This window comes from Paenibacillus sp. SZ31 (assembly GCF_012912005.1).
Lineage (GTDB): Bacteria > Bacillota > Bacilli > Paenibacillales > Paenibacillaceae > Paenibacillus.
In genome coordinates this window covers 68,337-85,344 of record NZ_JABBEA010000017.1, presented here as the reverse complement: position 1 = coordinate 85,344, position 17,008 = coordinate 68,337, and the positions used below count along the sequence as shown (strand labels likewise).

The 17,008-nt window shown below is 46.9% G+C and carries 17 protein-coding genes; 5 read left to right on the top strand and 12 right to left on the bottom strand.

What is annotated here, in order from left to right:
* The first annotated feature begins 54 nt into the window (after positions 1–54).
* Genes HF638_RS24205 through HF638_RS24185 form a run of 5 tightly spaced genes read left to right on the top strand, consistent with a single transcriptional unit; the run spans position 55 to position 4,750 of the window.
* Positions 55–1,302 (top strand): glutamate-5-semialdehyde dehydrogenase, encoded by a 1,248-nt coding sequence (locus tag HF638_RS24205; RefSeq protein ID WP_169482500.1) that lies wholly within the window; start codon positions 55–57, stop codon positions 1,300–1,302.
* A gap of 36 nt (positions 1,303–1,338) precedes the next feature.
* A complete protein-coding gene (gene proC, locus HF638_RS24200) occupies positions 1,339–2,199 on the top strand; it encodes a pyrroline-5-carboxylate reductase (RefSeq protein ID WP_169482499.1) in 861 nt (286 codons plus the stop codon).
* Positions 2,196–3,419 (top strand): 2,3-diketo-5-methylthiopentyl-1-phosphate enolase, encoded by a 1,224-nt coding sequence (locus HF638_RS24195; protein ID WP_211175768.1) that lies wholly within the window; start codon positions 2,196–2,198, stop codon positions 3,417–3,419. Before proC ends, HF638_RS24195 begins: the two co-directional genes overlap by 4 nt.
* Positions 3,416–4,093, top strand: coding sequence for a 2-hydroxy-3-keto-5-methylthiopentenyl-1-phosphate phosphatase (locus HF638_RS24190; protein WP_169482497.1), 678 nt, complete (start codon positions 3,416–3,418; stop codon positions 4,091–4,093). Before HF638_RS24195 ends, HF638_RS24190 begins: the two co-directional genes overlap by 4 nt.
* Before the next feature lie 3 nt (positions 4,094–4,096).
* A complete protein-coding gene (locus HF638_RS24185; RefSeq protein WP_076331415.1) occupies positions 4,097–4,750 on the top strand; it encodes a methylthioribulose 1-phosphate dehydratase in 654 nt (217 codons plus the stop codon).
* Between the two features lie 302 nt (positions 4,751–5,052).
* Here HF638_RS24185 and HF638_RS24180 read toward each other — a convergent pair whose 3' ends face one another.
* From HF638_RS24180 to HF638_RS24125, 12 genes are all read right to left on the bottom strand, one after another.
* Entirely contained in the window at positions 5,053–6,351 is a 1,299-nt protein-coding gene (locus HF638_RS24180; protein ID WP_169482495.1) for a multi-tm2 domain protein, read from the bottom strand.
* 28 nt (positions 6,352–6,379) lie between these two features.
* The gene (locus HF638_RS24175; RefSeq protein ID WP_169482493.1) at positions 6,380–6,832 is read right to left on the bottom strand and encodes a hypothetical protein; all 453 of its coding nucleotides are present in this window, start codon (positions 6,830–6,832) and stop codon (positions 6,380–6,382) included.
* On the bottom strand, positions 6,825–7,325 hold the full coding sequence (locus HF638_RS24170; protein WP_248278253.1) for an RNA polymerase sigma factor: 501 nt from the start codon (positions 7,323–7,325) through the stop codon (positions 6,825–6,827). The genes HF638_RS24175 and HF638_RS24170 overlap by 8 nt, the downstream gene beginning before the upstream one ends.
* A 244-nt stretch (positions 7,326–7,569) precedes the next feature.
* Positions 7,570–8,274 carry a DnaD domain-containing protein gene (locus tag HF638_RS24165; RefSeq protein ID WP_082762797.1) on the bottom strand — a complete coding sequence of 235 codons (705 nt, stop codon included), beginning with the start codon at positions 8,272–8,274 and terminating at the stop codon, positions 7,570–7,572.
* Positions 8,275–8,294: 20 nt separating this feature from the next.
* Positions 8,295–9,590 (bottom strand): asparagine--tRNA ligase, encoded by a 1,296-nt coding sequence (gene asnS / locus HF638_RS24160; protein WP_017687752.1) that lies wholly within the window; start codon positions 9,588–9,590, stop codon positions 8,295–8,297.
* 101 nt (positions 9,591–9,691) lie between these two features.
* On the bottom strand, positions 9,692–10,897 hold the full coding sequence (locus tag HF638_RS24155) for an acetate/propionate family kinase (protein WP_169482491.1): 1,206 nt from the start codon (positions 10,895–10,897) through the stop codon (positions 9,692–9,694).
* Positions 10,894–11,766 carry a 3-hydroxyacyl-CoA dehydrogenase family protein gene (locus HF638_RS24150; protein ID WP_145322417.1) on the bottom strand — a complete coding sequence of 291 codons (873 nt, stop codon included), beginning with the start codon at positions 11,764–11,766 and terminating at the stop codon, positions 10,894–10,896. Before HF638_RS24150 ends, HF638_RS24155 begins: the two co-directional genes overlap by 4 nt.
* A 133-nt stretch (positions 11,767–11,899) precedes the next feature.
* The gene (locus tag HF638_RS24145; RefSeq protein ID WP_076331410.1) at positions 11,900–13,402 is read right to left on the bottom strand and encodes an AAA family ATPase; all 1,503 of its coding nucleotides are present in this window, start codon (positions 13,400–13,402) and stop codon (positions 11,900–11,902) included.
* Positions 13,395–13,922, bottom strand: a complete 528-nt coding sequence (locus HF638_RS24140; protein ID WP_062835160.1) for a hypothetical protein — start codon at positions 13,920–13,922, stop codon at positions 13,395–13,397. Before HF638_RS24140 ends, HF638_RS24145 begins: the two co-directional genes overlap by 8 nt.
* A 395-nt stretch (positions 13,923–14,317) precedes the next feature.
* Positions 14,318–14,848 carry a DUF5590 domain-containing protein gene (locus HF638_RS24135; RefSeq protein ID WP_169482490.1) on the bottom strand — a complete coding sequence of 177 codons (531 nt, stop codon included), beginning with the start codon at positions 14,846–14,848 and terminating at the stop codon, positions 14,318–14,320.
* A gap of 39 nt (positions 14,849–14,887) precedes the next feature.
* A complete protein-coding gene (locus tag HF638_RS24130; RefSeq protein WP_169482489.1) occupies positions 14,888–16,192 on the bottom strand; it encodes an amidohydrolase in 1,305 nt (434 codons plus the stop codon).
* Entirely contained in the window at positions 16,179–16,832 is a 654-nt protein-coding gene (locus HF638_RS24125) for a redox-sensing transcriptional repressor Rex (protein WP_062835163.1), read from the bottom strand. Before HF638_RS24125 ends, HF638_RS24130 begins: the two co-directional genes overlap by 14 nt.
* Between the last annotated feature and the right edge of the window lie 176 nt (positions 16,833–17,008).

Here is a 17,008-nt window from a genome sequence, read left to right as displayed (position 1 = left end):
GAAGCTATATAGTGGTCGAAATTTTCAACTTTATATATATGAGGAGGAATTACGATGAGTGAAGTCAGAGAAAAAGCCAGCAAAGCTCAAGCTACGGTTCCACAGCTGAACCGATTGAATACAGAACAGAAAAATACGGCCCTGCGTGTCATGGCAAATGCATTGATTGCGGAGACGGATGCCATCATTACGGCAAACGTCGAAGATCTGGCACGAGGCAGAGAACAAGGCACGCCGGAATCCATGCTGGATCGGCTCGCCCTCAATAAGGAGCGCATTGCTGGCATCGCTGAAGGATTACGTCAGATTGCGAATCTGCCTGATCCAGTCGGTGAAGTATTGGAGACATTCACCCGTCCAAACGGATTGCATGTTGAAAAATTAAGAGTGCCGATTGGCCTGATTGGCATCATCTACGAAGCGCGTCCTAATGTAACTGTAGACGCAGCTGGACTATGTCTCAAAACAGGCAATGCAGTACTTCTGCGCGGCGGCTCCTCTGCCCTGTCCTCCAACCGTAAAATTGTGGAAGTGCTGCATCAGGCACTGGCAACAACAGACATGCCTGCTGATGCGTTGCAACTGGTTGAGGATGCGGATCGTGCTTCCGTGGATGAAATGCTCAAGTTGAACGGACTGCTAGACGTCATCATTCCACGCGGCGGGGCTTCGCTCATTCGTAATGTGGTTGCCAATGCAACCGTACCTGTCATTGAAACCGGGGCCGGCATCTGTCATACCTATGTAGATGAATCAGCTGATCCGGTCATGGCAGCCGAAATCGCCATCAATGCCAAGGCACAACGTCCATCCGTATGTAACTCCATGGAAACGTTGCTGCTGCATTCCGCATATGCGGAAGAGCATCTGCCTGCTCTTGCCGAGCAATTCCGTGAGGCCAATGTGGTCTTGAAAGGTTGCGACACGGTGCGCCGTCTTGTTCCTTCTGCCCTTGAGGCAACCGAGGAAGACTATGCGACCGAGTACAACGACTATATTTTAAATATCCGGGTGGTCGAGAACCTGGATGAAGCGATGCAGCACATCGCACATTACGGAACCAAACATTCCGAGTGTATCGTAACCCGGGATACAGCCCATGCAGAGCGCTTCATGCATGATGTGGATGCAGCAGCCGTCTATCACAATGCATCCACACGTTTCACCGACGGATTTGAATTTGGCTATGGAGCCGAAATCGGAATCAGTACTCAGAAACTGCATGCTCGTGGACCGATGGGACTACCAGCACTGACATCAACCAAATATCGGATTACAGGCAATGGACAGATTCGTCAATAATATCCCAGCACCAGTTATATAGGAGGAACGATAAATATGAGTCAAGAGCAACAGACGTTACTACAACAGAAGATTACTTTCCACGGAGCAGGCGCGATGGCTGAAGCCATCGTGCGCGGACTGATCTCCCGCCTAGTCGTTCGTCCTCAGGATATTACGATGCTGAACCGCAGCAACCAGAAACGTCAGGAGGAGCTCAGCACCCGTTATGCTGTACATACCGGAACTGCCTCGCAATCCTTGGATCACCTTGCCTCCACTCCGGTCATTGTACTCTGTATGAAACCCAAAGATGCTGCCGCAGCGCTGCGCGAGCTTGGTCCGCTGTTATCACCTGATCAACTGATCGTGTCTGTCATTGCCGGATTGTCAATCCGCACGATGCAGTCCTTGCTCGGTCGTAAACAGCCGATCGCCAGAACCATGCCGAATACATCCAGTACCATTGGGCTTGGTGCAACAGGGCTTGCCTTCTCTGCGGAGATTACGGATGAGCAGCGCAGTACGGTGATGACCATGTTTGAAGCGGTTGGTATCGTGACCATCGTACCTGAAGATAAACTCGAAGTGCTCACAGGGATTTCCGGAAGCGGCCCTGCTTATGTATACTATTTAATGGAGGCCATGATTGCCGCAGGTATTCGTGGTGGTTTATCCAGCCAGCAATCTCGTGATCTCACTGTTCAGACCGTGCTGGGCGCGTCACGTATGGTACAACAAACCGGTTTGGAACCGATGAAGCTTCGTAGTGATGTGACGTCCCCAGGAGGGGCAACGCAAGCAGCACTGAAAACGCTGGACGAAGGAGATTTCTTTGAAACTGTAATCGCAGCCGTCAACCGCTGTGCAGAGCGCTCACGGGAGATGGGAGCTGCTTTGGAAGGGGATTTAAAATGAATAACATGTGCACAGCCACATATCGTCTGCATGATGATCATGCAGACTTTCGCAAGAAGGCTCAATCCATCGCGATTGGCATGACCGTGGGTAGCTGGACGGAGTTACCGCAAGCCCAACGTGAAGCGATGCAAAAGCATCTGGGGGAAGTCATCAGCGTAGAAGTACATGAAGCTGAAGGAATAGCTGCGGGTGAGCGTTACGCCGATATTACCATCGGATATCCTGATGTTAACTTCAGCCGTGATATCCCTGCCCTGCTCGTGACGGTCTTTGGCAAAATCTCAATGGATGGCCGAATTAAACTTACAAAGCTTGGTTTCTCGGATGGCTTCCTCAGTGCATTCCCAGGACCCAAGTTTGGACTGAATGGTGTTCGTGATCTGCTTGGTGTGGATGATCGTCCACTTTTAATGAGTATCTTCAAGTCAGTTATCGGACTGGATGCAGATGAACTGCGTGAACAATTTATTCGTCAGGCCCTTGGGGGCGTTGATCTGATCAAGGACGATGAGATTCTGTTTGAGAATAAATTGACACCTATCGAAAAAAGAGTCGAGGTCTGCATGAAAGCTGCCGAACAGGCACGCCAGGAGACCGGCAAGAAACTTCTGTATGCAACCAATCTTACAGGACCTACATCTCGTCTGAAGCAACAAGCTGAACGCGCTATTGGTGCAGGAGCCAATGCCCTGCTGTTCAACGTATTGTCCTACGGATATGATGTCCTGCATGAACTTAGCAGTGATCCAGATATCAATGTGCCGATTATGGCTCACCCTGCTCTTGCAGGAGCACTGTATCCTTCACCACATTATGGCATGTCGGCTTCGGTTGTACTTGGCCAGTTGATGCGTCTTGCTGGTGCCGATCTGGTACTCTTCCCTTCCCCTTACGGATCAGTAACGATGCCTAAGGAAGAAAATATGGCGATCACGGAGCAATTGCTGACAGCTGATTTGCCTGTACGAACCAGTATGCCAGTGCCTTCAGCTGGAATTCATCCAGGCCTTGTACCGCTTATTTTGCGCGACTTTGGCACAGATGTCATCGTTAATGCTGGTGGCGGTATTCACGGGCATCCTATGGGCACTGAGGCAGGTGGACGTGCATTCCTGCAAGCCATTGAGGCAGCTCAGCGTTCCATTCCACTCGCGCAATATGCAACCGAGCATCCGGAGCTGAAAAGCGCATTGGATCTGTGGGGTGGCGAACGATGAGAAGTGATAAGAAAACAGTCATTTTCTGTGACTTTGACGGAACGATTACGTTCTCGGACAACATCGTAGCGATCATGAAACATTTCAAACCTGAGGGCATTGAAGCGATTATGAAAGATACGATTGAGCAAAAAATCTCGCTGCGTGAAGGCGTTGGAGCCATGTTTGCTCTGTTGCCTGCATCGCAGAAAGATGAAATTCTGGAATTTGTGCTTGGACAAGCGGGGATCCGTGAAGGATTCAGCGAGTTTCTTGACTACGTTCGCAGCGAAGGGATCGAATTCAATGTGACCAGCGGTGGTATGGACTTCTTTATCGAGCCGTTACTCGCACCATTCCATATCCCGCAGGATCATGTCTATTGCAATGGAGCTGACTTCTCGGGTGAAACCATTCGGATTGAATGGCCCAACCCTTGCCAACCTCCTTGTGAGAACGGCTGCGGCATGTGCAAAACAACCGTGATTCGTACCTTCCCGGAAGAACAATACAACCGAATCCTCATTGGAGACAGTTTGACGGATTTTGAAGGTGCAAAGATTGCCGATCTCGTCTACTCCCGCTCTATTTTAACGGACAAATGTATTGAGCTGGGTGTAGACCATGTGCCATTCGTTACCTTTTACGATATCATCGAAGATATGAAACAGAAGCAAACACAAGGAGTGCTGTAAACGATGGGCTTTGAAAAGATTACATTGGAACACAAACGTCAGGTCCTTGAAGAACTGGCTGATATTAAAGCGTTGTTCGCCAGTCGTAACTGGTTCCCTGGAACAAGTGGCAATCTGTCGATGCGTGTAGGAGACTTTGATCCAGAGCAATTTTATTTTGCGGTTACCGCCTCAGGCAAAGACAAATCTCTTCGCACACCGGAAGACTTTCTTTTTGTGGACAAACATGGTAAAGCGATTGAGACAACAACGTTGAAACCAAGTGCCGAAACGTTGATTCACTGTGAAATCTATCGTTTGACTGGTTGTGGCGCTGTATTCCACGTGCACACCGTGTTTAACAACCTGATTAGCGAATTCTTTGGCGCTGAGGGTCAGGTACCGATTCAAGGCATTGAGTTGATTAAGGCTTTCAACATCTGGGAAGAAAATGCAGAGATTCGTGTACCCGTCCTGCCTAACTTTGCAGATATTCCATCTATCGCTGAATTGGTGCCAGGTGTACTTGATGCCAACGTACCAGGGATCTTGCTTCGGAACCACGGTATTTATGCCTGGGGTAAAGATGCTTTTGAAGCGAAACGTCATCTGGAAGCGTTCGAGTTCCTGTTCGAAGTGATGTATCGTCAACTTCTGCTGAAGGGTGCTACGAAATAGCAATCATTTGTCCGAAATCAAAGCTGCATAACATAAAAACACGCCAGAGGCTGATATACATAGCCCTTGGCGTGTTTTTATGTTGAGGGATGATTTCTTTGCACACATGTATGTGCTACATAAGATGAACTAATCATTTACACGATAACGGAGAGGACAGAGAAAACCTGAAAAAGCGAAGCGTTCGCCTTTATCCCCGGATTTTAACCTTTGGAAAAGTAAATCGATAAAATCTGGGGATAACAGCGATTAGAAGGTTGCTCTGTCATCGTAGTGTCAGTGTAACTTTTCTTTAGGTCACTCTACAGTCGATCATCCCGATCCTTGAATAAAAAGAGGCTATCTGCTTCTTCGTCACTCCGATGAACCGCAGGATTGGTGCCGGCTCCCCGCTGCTTACCAAACAGCAGCTTCAAGCCGCCAAAAATGAGCAGAAAGGATACAATGACAGTGTTCAAATAGGAACGGATCTCGTATGTCATAAATGCATCAGGGAACAGCTCATTCAGCTGTGGAATGACAAGCCTGATCGTCAGATAATATAGACCCAGCGCCGCAATCCCGAATCCAATCAGTCGCTGATGGCGGGCCCAATCCTTGAAGATCGGCTGATCAACCAATGGTTCGCGTCCATATCGACTGGAGCACTGGAGCCCGTCAAAGAAGCTGTAGAACCAGACCAGTGGAATCATGAACAGAAACACCGATAAGTGCAGCAGATCAAGAACATAGATGCTGCCCAGGAACAGGAACATCAATTGCATGCCTCTTTTTTGCAATCCCAGATATAGATGACCTGCACCTGGAAAAGCAGATAGCAGCGTTGCAAGCACTTTGCTACGTCGTCCGGCTACTCTGCCCATCTCCAATTCCTCGAATAATGTCCGATCCTGTAACACCTCACCAGCCTGCTTACGGTGGACGTGCTGCACCGCATCAAACATGCAGTATACCCATATTACAGGCAGAATGAGTAAGAACATCAGAAATACCGATTCATTGGTGATCGAAGCCACAAAAACCATCATGGCAAATGAACCAAAGAACGCCATTAGGAACGACAACCCGCGATGTAACAATCCCAGATGAAGATGTCCCAATCCCGGAACAAATGAGAGCAAAATAGTGAAGAATCGTTCACCCTCACTGCCTTTTCGATACATCGGTTGACCATAGGGAGCCTCAGGTTCACCATATTCATTACCGGGATGCTGATGCAGCTCATCTTCATGCATATGCTCCATGGGCCCTTGCTGACCCATGTGTGCTCCCTGATAGGCTGCTCCTGGATGTTGTGGTCCGTAATGTGCTCCGTATCCCCTGTAATGAGCATCTCGTGCAGAAGGCGCACGGAGTAGAACAATAATCATGTCCAGCATACTGATCCCCCAGAAGAAAGCCGCACAAAGTGCACCGAAAATCATTAAATCTTGTTCATTAATGACCATGGCTAGCATAAAAGAACCTACAGCTGTTCCAAAGAAAAGCAATGGATAGATCACGGCTCTTGCAGCTCGACCCCAATACATAAAACCAAGACCGGGTATCAGGTTTAATAGAAATGCGAGTAATTTGTTACGATCTGAGTGCACAGTCGTCATCCTTTCTTTTCAGGCAATGCGAAACCATTTATGGTTTAGGCTTGAAGTTATCCAGCCATGAAGTGGCTGCCTCCGTCCATTTCTCCGTAAAAGACCCTCTGTGGTCGCCATCCTGGAACTTGTGATAAGGGGCTACCTTGTCAAAAAGTCCAGACGAGAGGAAGATCAATGTCAAACAGGCCGCTACTGCATAATGAAACACTTTATGTTCAAGCCAGCGTCGGTTTCGTCCAGCGCGGGATTTTCGTTGTGATTTGGTTGGTTGAATACCCTCAATCCGATGCATAACTGAATCCGCAAACCCTGTCGGGTCATGTAACGGAGGCAGCTCCCCATGGATACCGAGCGCTTCCAGATAGCTGTCCATCGCATCCGGGTCTTCCATCAGAAGCTGTTCCATTCGGTTCGCTTGAGTTTCACTCATATGGCCTTCAATATAATCAGCCCATTGTGCAGTGGTATACTTCTCCTGTTTACTCACGCCATTCATCCTCCTTCCAATGATTCCGAATCCACTGCCGGGCACGATACAAGCGGGATTCCACGGTCTTCACAGCCACCTGTGCCTCACTGGCAATCTGCTCATAATTTTTTTCACCTAAATAATACGCAGTAATAATGTCACGATGCTGAGCAGGCAACTGATTAATTCGTTCGCGAAGTTTATCCTGACGTTCTTCACGAACGAGACGGGCAAGAACGTCTTCATCCCGTCCGGGCATATTGATTATTTTTTCTTCTCCACCCAGATCCTCAGCAGTTCGTCTGCCCAGCTTGCGTTTGGCATCAATCGCTTTGTGAAAGGCGATTCGAGTTAACCACGTTTTGAAACCTTCGGAACGATAGTCGGGGAGAGACTTATACATCTGAATGAACGCCTCCTGAGCTGCATCCTGTGCTTCCTGATCGTTCCTGAGTACGGAATAGGCCACATGATATACATGCTGGCTATACTTATCAATCAGAGTACGCATCTGGGATGTATCTCCTTGACGGATTTGTTCGATTACGCGCGCTTCATCAATAACTCTCCCCTCCTCTCCAATACAATAGACGACAGCTTGTGTGTTAACCCCTGCGTGATCCATCAAATTATTTTAAAAAGTGAATTCATTGCCTGAAAGGTTGGTGCCGCTGATAACTCATCCAATCTATAATCCAAAAAAAACAGGCACAGAATGACTTCTGGCCTGTTTCTTATTCCTGCCTACACTTAAATTAACGTCCACCATTACGAAACCGTTGCGTGTACGCCTTCGCGTCTTGAACGGTCTTGACACGATTGCGACTCCACTCAAGCAGAATTCGATCGATATACCGGAAGTGTACTTTGCCTGCAAAAACCGCTTCCTTCAGAGCCATGAGAATCAACTCTTCTTGATAACGATCCTGATCCAACCAGCTGGATATCGTCTCGCACTCCATTGGAGAGAGAGGACGTCCGAATTCTTTTTCGAAGATGGAGAACATGTTCCGTTCTTCCTCTTCTTTTTGAACACTGTTCGAATCTTGACGTGCTGTACTGCTGCTCAGCTGCTCCGCACGGTATGCGGCTACTTCTTCGGCAGTGCACGCTGCGAGCTTGGCATATAATCCATGTAAATCATATCGCTCATACTGGATGTCACGTTCCTCATCACGGTGCTCGTCTATCGCGATATAACCATCCCTCATCAGACGTTGCAACATTCTGGCAATGCCTTCAGGTGCAAGTCCCATGCGTCCCGCAAGCTCTTCAAGCGTGGGAAACTCATTGAACTCTGCCTGACGAAACCCTAACAGTTGAATCAGAAGAAGCACTTCTGCATCTGATAGGCCAAGCTGGTGATAATAACGTAACAAGGCATACGGCAGATGGGCTGTACCCGAAGTCATGCCATAAGCTGCTCCATCCAACCATGCTTTGGATGTGGTGTCTTCCATAGACGCTCCTCGGTTAAGCATTAAGGGTACAGACGATAGAGCATACGTGGGAATGCGATTGTTTCACGTACATGATCCAATCCACAGATCCATGCTACCGTCCGCTCCAATCCCAGACCGAAACCGGAGTGAGGAACCGATCCGTATTTACGTAGATCCAGATACCATTGGTAAGCTTCATCCGAAAGGTTGTGCTCCTCAAAGCGTTGTTGCATCAATTCCGGATCATCGATACGCTGCGAACCACCAATAATCTCTCCGTAGCCTTCTGGTGCGATCATATCCGCACAGAGAACAACTTCAGGACGATTCGGATCTGGTTTCATATAGAAAGCTTTGATTCCAGCAGGGTAATGTGTGATAAAGACAGGTGTATTGTACTTCTCAGCAATCGCTGTTTCGTGTGGTGCACCAAAGTCTTCTCCCCAAGGAATATCAAAGCCTTGTCCATGCAGGAATTCAATCGCTTCATCATACGTAATACGCGGGAATGGAGCTACGATGCCTTCGAGTTTGGATACGTCACGACCGATGGATTCCAATTCTGCACGGCAGTTTTTCACCACGGATTGAACGACATGAGCGATAAACTTCTCTTGCACTCGCAGACTTTCCTCGTGATCTACAAATGCCATTTCCGGCTCAATCATCCAGAACTCAATCAAGTGACGACGTGTTTTGGACTTCTCAGCGCGGAATGTTGGACCAAAGGAATATACTTTGCCCAGCGCCATAGCTGCTGCTTCCATATACAATTGACCACTTTGCGTCAGATAAGCATCTTCGTCAAAGTATTTGATGTGGAACAGGTTCGTTGTTCCTTCCGCAGACGATGGTGTCAAAATCGGAGGGTCAACTTGCGTGAATCCGTTACCATCAAAGAACTGCTGAACAGCACGAATGATCTCTGCACGAATCACCATAACTGCACGTTGCTTCGTAGAACGGAGCCACAGATGACGATGGTCCATCAAGAAATCAACACCATGTTCTTTAGGCGTAATTGGATAGTTTTCAGTCAGGTGAATGATTTCCACCCCAGTAACTGTCATCTCATAACCGGACGCACTGCGAGGCTCTTCACGAATAATACCTGTAACATACAAAGAGCTTTCTTGTGTCAGGCTCTTGGCATTGTTCCAGATCTCTTCACTAACTTCACTTTTCACAACAACCCCTTGGATATATCCGGTTCCATCACGTAGCTGCAAAAACTGAATTTTACCGCTGGAACGTTTGTTGTTAATCCAGGCACCGATTGTTACGGTTTCGCCCACATGCTCGTTCACATTACGAATTACACAATTCGTATTCATGCCCATATCTCCCCTTGGTTCCTGAATTTGAAAATGCAGCGGGCAGGCTTATGCCTGTCCTCTGCACTTCCTTGTCATTCTATATTTACTTTACAGTTAGATTACTGAGAATTCAATACGATTCGGTGTGTATCGCGTGCAATGACCAATTCTTCGTTTGTTGGCACAACGAGAACTTCCACTTTGGAATTCGCTGTTGTGATCCGGCGTGGTTCGCCAGAACGAATGGCATTCAGCGCTTCATCCAGTTCAACACCCAGATAAGTAAGCTGCTCACATACTTTTTGGCGAAGAACAACGGAGTTCTCACCTACACCAGCCGTGAATACGATCACGTCTACACCGTTCATTGCAGCTGCATATGAACCGATGTATTTACGCAGACGATATTCGTACATTTCAAAAGCAAGCGTGGAGTTGGCATCGCCATTCTCCATACCTTCCGTAATCTCACGCATGTCACTGCTGATTCCGGAGATTGCAAGCAATCCACTGTGTTTGTTCAACATGGAGTTCACTTCGCTTACGCTCAGTTCTTCCTTGTTCATTACATAAGGTACGATGGCTGGGTCAAGGTCACCAGAACGCGTTCCCATCATCAGACCTTCAAGCGGAGTCATACCCATCGAAGTATCCACGGATACGCCACCTTTAACTGCTGTTACACTACCACCGTTACCCACGTGACAAGTGATGATTTTCAGATCTTCTACTGGACGATCCAAATACTCAGCAGCTGCTTTGCTTACGAAATCATGGGAAGTACCATGTGCGCCGTAGCGACGTACTTTATATTTTTTGTAAAGTACACGCGGAATAGCGTACAGATATGCTTTTTCCGGCATCGTTTGATGGAAAGCCGTATCGAAGACCATAACCTGAGGCACACCTGGCATATTTGACTCTGCCGCGCGGATACCCATCATGGCTGCCGGGTTATGAAGTGGAGCCAGATCGAACAGACGGCGAATTTCAGCTTTGGCAGCATCATCTACCAATGCAGATTCCTTAAATGCTTCACCACCGTGAACAACACGGTGTCCAACAGCTTGAATTTCACTTACGGAACCTAACACACCGTTTTCTTTGTCAGTCAAAATATCGATGACTTTACGGATCGCTGTTGTATGTTCCAGAATTTCGCTAACTTCTGTAACATCCTCACGGCCTGTCGGTTTGTGCGTCAGAATGGAAGAATCCATTCCGATCCGCTCTACCAGACCTTTAGCCAGTACAGATTCGTCAGTCATATTATACAGTTGATATTTGAGCGAGGAACTCCCCGCATTAATTACGAGTACTTTCACAGTCGGTCACCATCCTTGTCGTACTTGAAGAATCCTTCGCCTGATTTAACACCCAGGTGTCCTGCACGCACCATTTTCTTCAGGACTGTGGAAGGACGATATTTCAATTCTCCGAATTCACGGAACATTCTTTCGAGTGCAGCTTCAACAGAATCCAATCCGAAACGGTCAGCCATTTCGAGTGGTCCATGTTGGAAGTTGTATCCGATACGCATTGCATCATCGATATCTTCAGCAGATGCAACACCTTCTTGTAATACATGCAATGCTTCGTTAATCAGCAGGCAGATCAGACGGGAAGTTACGAATCCAGGGGATTCATAGATCATAACCCCTTTTTTGTCCGCTACTTCTTCTACAAAACGTCTGGTCTCTTCGAATGTCGTATCCGAAGTTTTCAGTCCACGAATAATCTCTACAAGATCAACCCGGGATACCGGGTGAATAAAGTGCATACCAATAACACGCTCTGGGTATTTGGTCGAGCTTGCAAGCTCGGTCAAACTCAGCGTGGATGTATTACTTGCCAGAATGACATTGCTTGGGCAAACTTGGTCCAGTTGGCTGAATACTGCTTTTTTCGCATCCAGATCCTCTGAGATCGTCTCAATGACCATATCACAAGTTCCAAGTTCAGCTAAATGAGCTACCTTGGTAATACGGGAAAGGATCAATTTCTTCTCCGCTTTTGTAATCGCCCATTTCTCTAATTGTTTATCCAAGTTTGTTTCGATCATGTCATATGCATGATCCAGCTTTTGTGTTGTATGCTCCACGAGAAGCACATCAAGTCCTTTGGCTGCGAGCATCTGGGAAATACCTTGTCCCATCGTACCGCCACCGACAACTCCTATTTTTTTGAAAAACATGGTTCTGCTCCATCCTTTCGGTTCTCTATTTCTCTATTGTACCCTGTTCGCCGAAAATTACAAATTTCGACCCAACATATAATAATATCTTAGCACGAGTGAAATGTAAAAAAAAATAACCAGCATAAATAAATTATGCTGGTAAAAGGGCACTGTCACGAAATTGACAACGAAATTGCTCCCCAGACAATACTTCCTCCCGAATCAGGATGTCGAGGGAATTGTCGAATATTGTCCGTTGTTCTTCAAGCAACCGTTTCGTCTGCTCCATAAGTTCTTGCAAAATCAATTTATTCTCCCGCATGAGCTCCTCGGTTGTAACCATATCCATGTTCACAATACCAAGTGAAGTCAACCCGGAAGCCATCATCGTCTGCACCACATTGGTCGCCTGATCAAAGTCATTACGTGACCCAGTGGAACGTCCACCGTAATACATTTCCTCCGCAGCTGCCCCTCCGAGTGCAATCATGATCTGCTCCTCCAGAAAGCGCTTCGTATAAAGGAACTGTTCCTGTTGAGGGTTATGACGTACGTATCCCAGTGCCTGCCCACGCGGACTGAGAGCCACCTGGCTTACACTTCCTGGACGAACGAGTTCAGCCATAATGGCATGTCCCAACTCATGGATGGCGACCCTTTTCTTCTCTTCTACACTGGATTCACGGTCTGTCTTCTCACCCATCATGACTTTATCAATAGCCAGGGACAAGTGCCGCTGTTCAATGTTTAACAACCCGTCCCGCATGGCGTATATTGCCGCTTCGTTCATAACACTCTCAAGCTGTGCACCGGAGAAACCATACGATTCTTCCGCAGTCTTCTCCAGATTCACTTCCTCCATCAGAGGTTTATTCACCGCATGCAGTTCCAGGATATGCTTTCTACCCTTCTTGTCCGGCAAATCCACTTGAATATGACGGTCAAAACGTCCCGGACGCGTCAGAGCGCTATCCAGCATTTCTTTGCGGTTCGTTGCAGCGATAACCAGAATTCTCGGTGTGTCAGAAGAATAGATTCCATCCATTTCCGTCAAGAGTTGATTCAGCGTCTGATCATACTCACGCTGTTGACCGCCTTCACGTTTCCCCCCGATAACATCGATCTCATCGATAAATATAATGGCGTTTTCCTTATTTTCCTTGGTCGCACGGGTTCTCGCGTCCTTGAACAAATCCCGAATTCTGCTGGCACCCACACCAACATACATTTCCACAAACTCACTACCCGATGCTGCTACGAAAACAGAATCCGTGTAATGGGCAGCAGCCTTGGCCATCAACGTTTTCCCTGTCCCTGGAGGGCCCGTCAGCAAGATGCCTTTTAACGGACGAATCCCGAACTTCCGAATTTCTTCGTGTTTGATGAGAAAGTCGAGTGCTTCACGCAATTCCTGCTTGGCACTGTCCTGACCTCCAATTTCTTCAAAAGTAAGTTTGGAAGGTCCTTTTTTCTTCCGTTTACGTTCCTGTGCTGCGCCTACGGTTATCCCGCCGCGCATTTGCATCATGAACAGCAAAGCTCCGACAAGCACCGCTGCAATCAGAATCGGAACAATATTAACACCAGTAAAAGCAAGGAAAATAATCAACACAGGAAAAAATCCAATGGCAACTTCTTTTGTCCACTTAGGCATTAGGCCACACTCCTATCTGACCGGGCACACGCGGCAGAATAATAAACTTGCTGGCATCTCCGTCTCTGAGACTAACATATACATTGTTGTCATCCATCGCTGTATTTACCTTAATTCCATTGGTCGCCATCTTGGACAACGTTGGTGTAATCTCGGTGTACTGTTTGTTCTCCATCGCCTGAGCTACGGTAAACATCGCATCACCCCACCAACTTTCCAGTGCTTCACTGGAATGATCCACAACATCCAACTTTAGTGAACGTGTTCCAATCAGGGTCTGTCCTTCTTTGTGAATGTATTGTACCAGTCTGCCCAAATCAACATCGGGTTGCAGATCCAGTTTCAATTGTACGTCATTGCGGTTAATAGTTAATTGAACGTCATTGACTCCATCGTACTGGGTAACCATCTTTTCAATCGGATTCTGCATAGCCACCTGACGATACACAAACCAACCTCCAAACAACACAACGGCTGAAATGACGGCAGTTAAAGCAATAGGCAATACTTTTAGCTTCAAGTGAATTACCCCTCCCAGATATTGGCCTAACCTACTGGCTTTTTGGTATAATACGAATATGTGCACATAGACTCCTGCGAAAATTTTGACAGGATTATTTGTTTGCAATGTAACTTTGAGTACATATCTGAGTATATCACATCGTATATACAATTTCGAAGGCGAAAATATGAATAAATTATTAATTTTAACTATTTAAATCATTTTCATAACTCACTAAAAATAGATTTTTGTAACTAGATATAGACAAATTGAATCGTTTTGATCTATATCTACCCTTGATTGAAGCAGCTAAAGGTATTATGAAATTGATTTATTTAAATCAAATATGTTTACAGACAACACAAAGAACCGGTTCAGTCGGATATCCGTCTGCCGGTTCTTTGTAATTGTTTCTAGCTGTTCGGGAGAGTGTAGACCAGGTCCACCTGTTCTCCGTTGCTAAAACGATAAAAGCGATAGTGGTTATGAGTGCCGTCCTTATAATACACTTGCCACACATATATCCCATTCACAACTCCGGGCATGATTCGCTTAATCTCACCCGCAGGAACTTCAGAACTGAAACGATTGCGGATCTGCGCTTCGGTCATACCATTCTGCAGCAGTTCGCTGTGTATAGCATTTGCCCCTGTGGCAGGTTGATTGTTTGCATCGAATTTAACCCAGACCATGACATCCTGGTTATCCTTATTTTTGCCGATCAGGGTCCAGTAGATGTTGTCAGAGCCTTCTTTATCTCCCCAGATGTACTTTCGCAATTCATCATAGGATGTAATGCCCAGTTGCTCCTGTGCTGCCAGTATGGCAAGCGCTTCTTCTTTGCGCTGGTCCTGCGTGACATAGACGTAATAACGCTGAAGTCCAAACAGAATCAGAACCAGTGCAAGGAGCGAAATCCATATCCACTTCTTTTTTTTCTTCAAAAGCCGAACTTCCTTTCCCTATGATGCGCTGTCCTGCAATTAACGAGCAAGCAGACCATCAAATGCCAATTGAGACTCACGCAAAATGCGCTCTTCATCCAGCGTCAGACATTCGCCATTTTTCACCACTTGTTTTCCATCCACCCATACATGCTCCACATCTTTGGCAGAAGCCGAGTAGATCGTATGTGAGATCAGGTCTGTATGTGGATAGAAATGTGCCTGTTCAATGTCCAGGGCGATAAAGTCAGCCTTCATGCCAACCTGAAGCACTCCCGTATTGTTCAAGAAGATGGATTTGGCGCCATATGAAGTTCCAAGTAATAACGCTTCGCCTGCTGGTACTGCCGTCGGGTCACCAGACACGCCTTTGTGGATCAATGCAGCGAGTCTCATTTCCTCGAACATATCCAGATTGTTGTTGCTTGCCGGTCCGTCTGTTCCGAGTGACACGGTAACTCCTGCTTTCAGCAAAGCGGGTACACGAGCAACACCGGAAGCCAGTTTCAGGTTACTTCCCGGGTTATGGGACACAGCCACATCATGACGGGCCAGAATCTCGATCTCTTCGTCATTCAGATGCACCGCATGTGCAACCAGAGATGGACGGGAGAAAAAGCCCAGTTTCTCCAGATGTGCCACAGGACGCAGTCCATAATCAGCCACGTTCTGCTCGACTTCACGAAGCGTTTCCGACATATGTGTGTGAAGGGGAAGGTTTAGGTCGTTCGCGACCTGTACAAGCTTCTCTATGTAGTCTGGAGGGCATGTATATGGTGCGTGTGGCGAGATTACGGTTGTAATGCGACCATCTGCCTGTCCATTCCACTCACGCGCAAATGCAGCCGACTCCTCCAGCTTCCGCAATTGCTCTTCTTCCGAGCACAGCCCGATTACACCACGTGCCAGTGCTGCTCTAACGCCGGATTGTTCCACCACTTTGGCAACCTGATCCATGTGATCATACATGTCCAGGAAAGCGGTGGTTCCGCCTTTCAACATTTCAAGCACCGATAGCGAAGTTCCCCAATATACATCTTGTGAAGTCATTTTCGCTTCCATTGGCCACATTTTTTCCTGTAACCATACTTGCAGCGCAAGATCGTCTCCATGACCTCTGAGCAGCGACATCGCTGCATGACCATGCGTATTGATCAGACCCGGCAGGAAGAACAGTCCTTTTCCATCCACTTTGGTACAATTTTCGTCTCCATCCGGCAATGTCTCACCAATATGCACAATCTTGTCATTCTCAACAACCATGTAACCTTGAACCACATTCCATGTTGCACCTTCATTAACGGCAAATTTCCCATTGTGAATTACCCATCTATTTGTTGTCATCTTCCTCGTCGTCCTTTCCAGTCTCCAAGTAATAGGCCAAACTAAGCAGATCCGTCGTAAAGTCAGCATGATGAATGCGGATATGCGGCGGTGTTTTTAGAATTGTTGGTGCAAAATTGAGGATCGCTTCAATTCCCGATTCGATAAGTTGATCGGCTACATTTTGGGCTTCCGTATCCGGAACCGTGATAATGCCGATGCGGATGTTATCCGTTTTCACTGCTTCCGTCAATTCATTCATTGGTTTTACCGTCAAACTGTTGATTTGACTACCAATCTTCGGTCCATATGCATCAAATACAGCAACAATCTTCATGTTGTCTTTCAGATATGCGTTGTAGTTGGACAAGGCCTGTCCGAGGTTACCCGCGCCTACCAGAGCTACATTAATTTGCTGATCGATTTTGAGAATGTGACGAATTTTCTCGATCAAATAGGATACATCATACCCGATCCCTTTACGACCAAAATCACCGAAGTAAGCCAGGTCTTTACGAATTTGGGCCGGATTCAGATCCAGCCTCTGTCCAAGCTCTTGAGAAGACACCGTAGCCACCTCACGCTGATGCAACTCGCTCAAATAACGCAAGTATACAGGCAGACGTCGTACCACCGCTTCCGAAATTTTATCCGATTTCATTCTTGCTCCCCCTTACCAAGCCCACGATAAAATAATAGATGAAAAGATGAGCATTCTGTATAAATTCAAAGATAGAAGTGACTTTTTATACAGAATGCTCCTTGTAATTTAGGTTATAAGTTCTTACGTGCAACTTCTTTATTCGCAAACGGAAAGATCTCATAAAGTTTAACGCC